This is a genomic window from Gordonia sp. DT219, from assembly GCF_049847065.1.
Lineage (GTDB): Bacteria > Actinomycetota > Actinomycetes > Mycobacteriales > Mycobacteriaceae > Gordonia.
In genome coordinates this window covers 1-8,500 of sequence record NZ_JBNCNR010000043.1, presented here as the reverse complement: position 1 = coordinate 8,500, position 8,500 = coordinate 1, and the positions used below count along the sequence as shown (strand labels likewise).

The window sequence follows — 8,500 nt, the reverse complement described above, 5'->3', positions numbered from 1 at the left end:
GATCCCAAACGACGACCACAACCGGCCTACAACCGACGCACCCTACGACTCGACAGTGTCGCTGCCTGAAACTGGCTTACCCACAACGACTTTCCGACCCTTGCACCCGGTCCGCCGGGACCGCAACTGTTCCTTGAGAATTTCATAGGCGCCCGGCCCTGGCACGTGGGTTCTGGTGCCGACGCAGGTCCGTCACCTCCGCCCTAGAGCCCGGCCGGGTTGTCCTCACCAAGCCGGGGCGGGGCGGCCCGATACGACGCAGGCGTAACGCTCATCCGGACGGGATTGGCGATCTGTGTGATCGGTGTATCGCGACGGGGATCGTCGATTTCGACGGTCGGTCCGAGGCCGAGCTGCTGCGCCAGGGCCACCGCGTCGGCGATGTCGTTGAGCGGCCCGCACGGCACGCGGCGGGCGGTGAGGATCTCGAACCACCCGTCGGCGGTGTCGACGGCGAGCGCATCGGCGAGGATCGGCGTCAGCTCCTCGCGATGGGCGACGCGCGCCTCGTTCGTCGAAAAGCGTTGATCCGCTGCGAGTTCGGGCATTCCGAGGACCTCGGCGAGGGCGGCGAACTGCCGGTCGTTGCCGACGGCGAGCACCAGCGGACGGTCGGCGGCGGCGAACACCTCGTAGGGCGCGATACTCGGATGCCGATTCCCCATGGCGTGCGGCACCACCCCGGCGGTCACATACGCCGACGACTGATTGGCCAGTGCAGAGATGAGCGACGAGAGCAGATTGACCTCGATCCGCTGTCCTTTTCCGGTGCGCTCCCGATACCGCAGGGCGGCAAGGATTCCCACCGCCGCATGCAGACCGGTGATGACGTCGACCACCGCGACACCGACCTTGGTCGGGGTGTCGGCGTCAGGTCCGGTGATGCTCATCAACCCGCCGACGGCCTGGATGAGCAGGTCGTAGCCGGGGAGCTGGTTGTCCCCGCCGAAGCCGGTCACCGAGCAGTAGACTATCCCCGGATTTTGTTGGGCCACCTCGTCGTATCCGAGGCCGAGGCGGTCCAGCGTGCCGGGAAGGAAGTTCTCGACGAGCACGTCGGCGCGCTGCACCAGCTCGCGGGCCGCGGCCGAGCCGGCAGGATCGGTGAGGTCGAGGGCAACGGACTTCTTGTTGCGGTTCACCGACAGGAAGTACGACGAGTCGTCGCCCACCCAGGGCGGGCCCCAGCTGCGGGTGTCATCACCGGTGGCCGGACGTTCCACCTTGATGACCTCGGCACCGAGATCGGCCAGCAGCATGGTGGCGTACGGGCCCGCCAGGACGCGGCCGAAGTCGGCGATCACCAGGCCGTCCAGCGCACCGGGCGCCGGCCGGGCGCCGGCGTCACTCACCGGAATGCATCCGACCCGGTCAATGCCTTGCCGATGGTCAGCTGATGGACCTCCGAGGTGCCCTCGTAGGTGAGCACCGACTCGAGGTTGTTGGCGTGGCGGATCACCGGGTACTCCAGCGTGATCCCGTTGGCGCCCAAGATGGTCCGGCATTCACGCGCGATCGCGATGGCCTCCCGGACACTGTTGAGTTTGCCGGTGCTCACCTGTTCGGGCCGGATCTCGCCGCGGTCCTTGAGCCGGCCGAGATGGTAGGCGAGCAGGTGACCCTTGCCGACCTCGAGGGCCATGTCGGCGATCTTGGCCTGGGTGATCTGGTATGCCGCAAGGGGTTTGTCGAAGACCGCGCGGGACTGCGCATAGTCGACGGCGGCCTCGAGGCAGTCGCGCGCCGCACCCATCGCGCCGAAGACGATGCCGAAGCGGGCTTCACCCAGGCTGGTCAGCGGTCCACGCAGACCGGCCGCCTCCGGCAGCATCGCCGACGCGGGCAGCCGCACGTCCTCCAGCACGAGCTCGGAGGTGACCGATGCACGCAGCGACATCTTCTTCCGGATCTCCGGGGCCGAGAAGCCCGGGGTGTCGGTCGGGACGATGAAACCGCGGATGCCGCGCGGCGATTCCGCCAGATCGGTCTGCGCCCACACCACCGCGACGTCGGCGATCGACCCGTTGGTGATCCACATCTTGGTGCCGGACAGCACCCAGTCGTCGCCGTCACGTTTGGCGTTGGTGCGCATACCTGCAGGGTTCGACCCGAAGTCGGGCTCGGTCAGCCCGAAGCAGCCGATCACCTCACCGGCGGCCATGCGCAGCAACCACTCCTGCTTCTGCTCCTCGCTGCCCCAGTGGTGGATCGAGAACATCGCGAGCGAACCCTGCACCGACACCAGGCTGCGGATTCCGGAATCGACGGCCTCGAGTTCCAGACAGGCCAGCCCGTAGGCGGTCGCGCTCGTGCCCGGACAGCCATAGCCCTCCAGATGCATGCCCAGCGCACCGAGTTGGCCGAGTTCGCGCGCGAGTTCGCGCGCCGGCAGCCGGCCGTCGTCGAACCAGTCGGCGATGTGCGGCCGCAGCCGCTGGCTGCCGAACTCGCGGACGGTGTCGCGGATGGCGATCTCGTCGGCGTCGAGCAACGAATCGAGTGCGAACAACTGCGTGATGTCCTGGGCGGGCATGTGCATCCTCCTGGCGAATGCGAAGGCGTGGGGCGGCTCTTCGGGAGAACCTTGCGATGTGGCTCGCATCACGCACGCTATGTCCCGTCGGCACCATGGTCAACGCCGGGTGCCCGCCCCACCGCGGACCGGAGGCTCAGGGCTGGGCCGGGGCGACGATGTTGAAGGTCAGCGGCGCCGACTCCTTCTCGCCGATCTTGCCGATCGCCTGGTAGGAACCCGGTGCCACCGGGTTGCGTGGCTTGTCGCAACCCGGGTTGCTGGTGGTGCCCGACCACGTGATGGTGTCCTTGACCTGCTGCTGCGGTTGCAGGACCTGATTGTTGACGGTGTTGATCTGGGCGCAATCGCGGGCCGCCCACAGGGTGCGCGTGCCGTCGAGGGTGCGCACGATGACGTCCTGAGACGCCTTGCCGACGTCGCGTGCGCACGCACTGAGCCCGGCGTTGGTGACCACCAGGGTGAACACCGGCTGGCTGCCTGTCGTGTACGTCGGCTTGTCGGTGTAGAGGACGACCGCGATGGAATTGTCCGGACACAGCGGCACATTCGCGTTGGCCGGGTTCACGCCCGGCGGCGGCGGAGGCGCTGCCGAATCCGATGGGGACGCACTGCTCGAGGCCGCACCACTCGGAGCGGTGCTACTGCCTGCTGAACCGCCGGCCGGCGCACCGCCACCGCCGGACCCACCACCGGACGGGGCCTGCGACGGGTCGACGGACGGGTTGGGCGTCGCGGTCGACGGCGTCGTCGACGACGAACTCGCCTTGCTCGCGGTGTTCGACGGGTTGCCGCCACCGCCGGACTGCGCCCACACGACCAGACCCACCACAACGGCCAGCACCACAACCAGCACTCCGCCGGCGACGATGCGGCGTCGCCAATAGATCTCAGGTGGGAGTGGCCCTTGCGGTTCGATCACGCCCCAACGCTAACGGCCCCACCGACCGCCTCCGGCGAGGTCGGTCGGCGTGTCGCATGAATCTTGCGGCCGGGGTGAGGTAACGGGCGCGGCCCACCCGCCCGGTGCGGCCTCAGGCCGACTCGGCGTCGGGAATCTCCTGCGGATTCGCCACCGGAAAGACCGACTGATCGCCGACGCCGATGTCACCGAAGACCCCGCGCAACTGGACCGCACCCTCGTCGAGCGCATACGTCAGACCGACGATGGCCAGCTTTCCGCTCGCCACCCGATCGGCGATGATGCGGCTGCGCTGCATCAGCAACTGACCGGTTTCGACGACGTGGCGGGCCTCGAACTCGTCGACCCGGCGCAGGCCCTCGCTGCGGCCGGCGAGAATGCTGGGGGTGACGCGTTCGACGATGTCGCGGATGTAGCCACCCGGAATCTGCAAGTTGTCGAGCGCGTCGAGGGTGGCTGCGATTGCGCCGCAGCTGTCGTGGCCCAGAATCACGATCAGCGGCGCCTCGAGCAGGTCCGCGCCGTATTCGAGGGAGCCCATCACCGCCGAATCGAGGACGTGCCCTGCGGTGCGGATGACGAACATGTCACCAAGGCCCTGGTCGAAGATGATCTCGGCGGCCACTCGCGAGTCGCCGCAACCGAACAGCACGACCTGCGGATTCTGCCCACCGGCCAGCCGATGCCGGTCCTCGATACCCTGACTGGGATGTTTCGACTCACCGGCGACGAAGCGCCTGTTGCCCTCCAGGAGGATCTGCCATGCGCGTTTCGGGGTGAGTGCAGTCATGCGATCTAGTCTGCCACCGCCGGTGATCCTCCGATGGTTCGACCGCAACGAACGCGACCTGCCGTGGCGCGAACCGGGTCTGTCGGGCTGGCAGATCCTGATCAGCGAGATCATGCTGCAACAGACACCGGTGTCCCGGGTGGTCGGGCCGTGGCGGGAATGGGTACATCGGTGGCCGACGCCGTCGGCGATGGCGGCGTCGAGTCCGGCCGACGTGCTGCGGGCGTGGGGCAAACTCGGCTACCCGCGGCGCGCGCTGCGACTACACGAGTGCGCGAAGGTGCTCGCCGCCGACCACGACGACCGCGTACCGCAGGACGTCGAGACGATGCTCACCCTGCCCGGCATCGGCGACTACACCGCCCGCGCGGTCGCCTGCTTCGCGTACGGACAGCCCGTCCCCGTCGTCGACACCAATGTGCGGCGGGTGATCGCCCGGGCGGTACACGGGCGTGCCGAACCGGCGAATCCGTCGCGCTCTGATCTCGTCGACGCCGAGGCGCTGTTGCCGCGCACGCCCGGCGGCCGTCTCGCACGCACCGCGCCACGGTATTCGGCGGCGTTGATGGAACTCGGCGCCCTGGTGTGCACGGCGCGCAATCCGGGCTGCGTCGCGTGCCCGGTCACCGCCTGCACGTGGGTGTCGCTGGGCCGGCCGGCCCACACCGGCCCGCGCAGGCGCACCCAGAAGTTCGCCGGCACCGACCGCCAGGTGCGCGGACTTCTGCTGGATGTGTTGCGCGGCAGCGAAATCCCGGTCGAACGCAGCCGCCTCGACGTCGTCTGGGACACCGATCATCCCCAGCGTGACCGCGCACTGGATTCATTGCTCACCGACGGTCTGGTGGAACTCACCGCCGACGGCCGGTATTGCCTGGCCGGGGAGGGCGATTGACACGCAGCCCGAACACCCCGCCAAGCCGGACGATCGGCTGCTAACTTGTCCCGGTGACCGAACCGCCAAATGACGGACCCGACCTCAACAAACCGCAACCGCCGCCCGAGTATGGGCAGCAACCACCGCCGGGATACGGCCAGCAACCACCACCCGAATATGGGCAGCAACCACCTCCGGGGTACGGCCAGCCACCACCCCCGGGATACGGGCAGCAACCCGGGTACGGTGCGCCCCAATCCTTCACTCCGGCAGACGCTTACGGCGCTGCCGGGCCCGGCGCGCCCGTCGGCGGCCCGCCGCAGCAGTTGAACATCGGCGAGGCACTCAGCTGGGCGTGGGCCCAATTCAAGGCCAACCCGGGTCCGATGATCGTGCCGGGCCTGATCATGTTCCTGCTCGGCGGTGTGATCGTCGCCTTCGGCTTCGTGATCTCGGCGGCCTCGACGACCACCAAGACGGTCAGCAACGAGTACTACTCGTATGAGACCACCACCAGCAGCATCGGCGCGGGCAGCGTCATCCTCGGAATCGTGCTGTATCTGCTGATCTTCCTCGTCATCATGTACCTGTCGGCGTCGATGATCACCGGTGCGCTGCGCGTCGCCGACGGGCAGCCGGTCACCGTGGCCACCTTCCTGAAGCCGGACCGCCTCGGTCCGGTCGTCGGTACCGCCATCGTCGTCGGCCTGATCACCGCGGTCGGCCTGGTGCTCTGCATCATCCCCGGCCTGATCGCGATCTTCCTGCTGCAGTTCTCGATCTTCTTCGTCATCGACAGGCGGCTGTCACTCGGCGCGGCGATGAGCGCGTCGAGTCAACTGGCACGCTCGTCGGTATCGAATTCGCTGCTGACACTGGTCGTGGCTTACGTGCTCTCCTACATCGGCACGATCCTCTGCTACATCGGCCTCATCGTGACCTGGCCGCTGGGACAGCTGTTCTACGCCCACTGCTATCGCCGGCTCACTGGCGGTTATGTGGCGCCGGCACCCCAGTAGTCTCCGCGCCTGCAGATCACCGGCGCCCGCCGTCACCGCCATGGTGGCGGCGGGCGTAACTGCTTGTGGGCCGGCGCTATCGACGCTCTCCCGGCAGCGCCGACAAGAACGCCTCCACCGCCCCGCGGTAGAAGCCGGGGGCGTCGTCGTGCACCAGATGCCCCGCCCCGCACGCAAGCACATGAGCCGCGAAATCGTTGTCCGACGCCATCTTTCGCATCTGTCCCGGCGGCGTGACCCCCGCCTGCGCCTCGATCAGCAGGCTCGGCACGCCGACCTGCCGCCACTGCGCCCAGAAGTCGCGGCGGCCCCATTCGTCGGCGATCGCGGTCCAGGTGCGCAGATCACCGTGCAACCGTCCGTCGTCGAAGGCGTCGTAGAAGTAGCGTCCGGCGACCGGACCGAACATCGCGACGGCCTCGTCGGGCGAGGCGAAGCGGTCCGGCCAGGAGGAAAACCACGGCGTCCAGTTCTCGGTGGTGCGGCCCCGGAAGTCGGGTGCCATGTCCTCGACCACCAGCGCCGACACGAGTTCCGGATAGTCCGCGGCCACACACCACGAGTGCAGGGCACCCATCGAATGGCCGATCAGCACCGCCGGACCCAGATCGATCCAGGTGAGGATCTCGGCGAGATCGGCGACGAACCGTTCGGTCGAGATGTCGGCGGTGTCGGGGTCGGCGGTGTCGGGGCCGGCGGTCGCCGCATCCGGGCCCGGGTCTGCGCCGCGGTGGAAGGCCGCGTCGAAGGTGAAGACCCGTCCGTACCGGCGCAACCACGGCACCTGACGCCGCCACGTGCGCCCGCGTCCCATCAGTCCGTGGACGAGCACGATCGGCCCGACACCAAGGGCGGGATCGTCGACGCCCAGTCCGCCGTGGTCCAGCAGCCCCCGATCGACCACAACCTCCGACACAACCGACGACCTTACCCGGGACACCTTCTGACCACGACGAACACGGCCACCGACGGCGGGTGACTAGGCTGAGCACCATGGCAGTTGTGAAGATCAATGCAATCCATGTCCCCGAAGGCGCCGGCGCCGAGCTCGAGAAGCGCTTCGCCAACCGTGCGCACTCGGTGGACGGCTCCAAGGGCTTCCTCGGGTTCCAGTTGCTGCGTCCGGTCAAGGGCGACGACCGATACTTCGTGGTCACCCAGTGGGAGACCGAGGAGGACTTCCAGGCGTGGGCCGCCGGCCCGGCCCGCGAGGCCCACTCCGGCGAGCGCGCCAAGCCCGTCGCCTCCGGTGCCGACCTCCTCGAGTTCGAGGTGGTGCTCGACGCGAAGCCGAGCTCCTGACCTCGACCGGGCCTGATCTCTTCGCCGCCGCGGACCCGCGCGCGGCGCCCTTGTTCCCGCTCGGGGCGGCACTGCTCCCCGGGGAACAGTTGCCGCTGCGCATCTTCGAGCCGCGATACCGGCAGATGTTGCGCGACTGCCTGTCCGGTGACGGCACGCCCACCTCGGGCTTCGGTGTCGTGCTGATCGCCCGCGGGCGTGAGGTCGGCGGCGGTGACGTACGACATGACGTCGGCACCTTCGCCGACATCGACACCGTCGTGACCGAATCCGACGGCCAGGCCCAGCTGTCGTGCACCGGCGGCTGGCGGTTCCGGGTGATCGAATGGCTGCCCGACGCCCCGTATCCCCATGCACTGATCCGGCCGCTGCCCGAGCCGGCCGTCGACGACGCGTCGGTGCAACATCTGGTCGACATCGGTACGCGGATTCGCGCGCTCGTCGACGCGTCGTTGCAGGCCCGCGGACTCGAGATCGACGACGACGACGTGCCCCGCTTCGACGCCGCCGACCTCGCCGCGGTCGGAATCTTCGGGTGGGCGGCGCGCCTGCCCATCGGTCCCGCCGATCGTCAGGATCTGCTCGAAGCCGACGACTGGTCCGCCCGCTGCCATGTCTTCGACGAGGCGGTGACGACCCTCGAAGCCCGGATTCGCTTCGGCGCCTAGCAGTTTCGAGACTTCGGCGGCGCACCCGACACCCCAGAAAGAACTTCAAAGAAACTTTCGACTCGGGGTTGCTGATCGGATCTTTCGGGCGTAGACTCGTACACATGTTCTTGCGAACTTGTGTTCGCAAGCTTGCACCGGGGGGTGACAATGACAACGATCGATCTGCCGGCTCTTGCGCCGGATGAGCAGGTGGCGTTGTTGCATGCCCTCCTCGATCAGATGGGTTCGACGGATCTGACGCCGTGCTCCGACGAGACACTGCTGGAGGTCGCGGCAGCCAATGAACGCGCGATCAACAAGCTGACGTTTCAGGGTGACCGGCAGATCGTCGAGCTATCCGACCGGAATGCGGAGCGCCGGTTCGGGTTTCGGTCGGTGACCGACAT

General features: G+C 68.1%; 9 protein-coding genes and 1 pseudogene. 5 read left to right on the top strand and 5 right to left on the bottom strand.

What is annotated here, in order from left to right:
- Nucleotides 1-203 precede the first annotated feature (203 nt).
- The 4 genes from ACPXB3_RS22070 to ACPXB3_RS22055 all read right to left on the bottom strand — a co-directional run bounded on the left by ACPXB3_RS22070 (nt 204) and on the right by ACPXB3_RS22055 (nt 4,245).
- Entirely contained in the window at nt 204-1,352 is a 1,149-nt protein-coding gene (locus ACPXB3_RS22070; protein WP_425729746.1) for a CaiB/BaiF CoA transferase family protein, read from the bottom strand.
- The gene (locus ACPXB3_RS22065; RefSeq protein WP_425729744.1) at nt 1,349-2,533 is read right to left on the bottom strand and encodes an acyl-CoA dehydrogenase family protein; all 1,185 of its coding nucleotides are present in this window, start codon (nt 2,531-2,533) and stop codon (nt 1,349-1,351) included. The genes ACPXB3_RS22070 and ACPXB3_RS22065 overlap by 4 nt, the downstream gene beginning before the upstream one ends.
- Nucleotides 2,534-2,669: 136 nt before the next feature.
- On the bottom strand, nt 2,670-3,455 hold the full coding sequence (locus ACPXB3_RS22060; RefSeq protein WP_425707081.1) for a hypothetical protein: 786 nt from the start codon (nt 3,453-3,455) through the stop codon (nt 2,670-2,672).
- Between the two features lie 112 nt (nt 3,456-3,567).
- Complete coding sequence (locus ACPXB3_RS22055) at nt 3,568-4,245, bottom strand: carbonic anhydrase (protein ID WP_425707080.1); 678 nt, start codon at nt 4,243-4,245, stop codon at nt 3,568-3,570.
- Here ACPXB3_RS22055 and ACPXB3_RS22050 point away from each other — a divergent pair.
- Nucleotides 4,244-5,140, top strand: a complete 897-nt coding sequence (locus ACPXB3_RS22050; RefSeq protein ID WP_425707079.1) for an A/G-specific adenine glycosylase — start codon at nt 4,244-4,246, stop codon at nt 5,138-5,140. The two genes, ACPXB3_RS22055 and ACPXB3_RS22050, sit on opposite strands and share 2 nt — an antisense overlap.
- Before the next feature lie 53 nt (nt 5,141-5,193).
- A complete protein-coding gene (locus ACPXB3_RS22045; RefSeq protein WP_425707078.1) occupies nt 5,194-6,141 on the top strand; it encodes a hypothetical protein in 948 nt (315 codons plus the stop codon).
- Between the two features lie 76 nt (nt 6,142-6,217).
- Here ACPXB3_RS22045 and ACPXB3_RS22040 read toward each other — a convergent pair whose 3' ends face one another.
- A complete protein-coding gene (locus ACPXB3_RS22040; RefSeq protein WP_425729742.1) occupies nt 6,218-7,057 on the bottom strand; it encodes an alpha/beta fold hydrolase in 840 nt (279 codons plus the stop codon).
- Nucleotides 7,058-7,134: 77 nt separating this feature from the next.
- Between ACPXB3_RS22040 and ACPXB3_RS22035 the strand changes: the two genes are divergently transcribed.
- From ACPXB3_RS22035 to ACPXB3_RS22025, 3 genes and pseudogenes are all read left to right on the top strand, one after another.
- Nucleotides 7,135-7,443 (top strand): antibiotic biosynthesis monooxygenase family protein, encoded by a 309-nt coding sequence (locus ACPXB3_RS22035; RefSeq protein WP_425707076.1) that lies wholly within the window; start codon nt 7,135-7,137, stop codon nt 7,441-7,443.
- A gap of 50 nt (nt 7,444-7,493) precedes the next feature.
- Complete coding sequence (locus tag ACPXB3_RS22030) at nt 7,494-8,111, top strand: LON peptidase substrate-binding domain-containing protein (RefSeq protein ID WP_425707075.1); 618 nt, start codon at nt 7,494-7,496, stop codon at nt 8,109-8,111.
- A 150-nt stretch (nt 8,112-8,261) separates the two neighbouring features.
- Nucleotides 8,262-8,500, top strand: a pseudogene (locus tag ACPXB3_RS22025) (HNH endonuclease); the annotation flags it as partial.

Coding starts and splice junctions, on each gene's coding strand:
- ACPXB3_RS22065 (WP_425729744.1), bottom strand. CDS start 2,533: ATGCCCGCCCAGGACATCACGCAGTTGTTCGCACTCGATTCGTTGCTC.
- ACPXB3_RS22050 (WP_425707079.1), top strand. CDS start 4,244: ATGCGATCTAGTCTGCCACCGCCGGTGATCCTCCGATGGTTCGACCGC.
- ACPXB3_RS22055 (WP_425707080.1), bottom strand. CDS start 4,245: ATGACTGCACTCACCCCGAAACGCGCATGGCAGATCCTCCTGGAGGGC.
- ACPXB3_RS22035 (WP_425707076.1), top strand. CDS start 7,135: ATGGCAGTTGTGAAGATCAATGCAATCCATGTCCCCGAAGGCGCCGGC.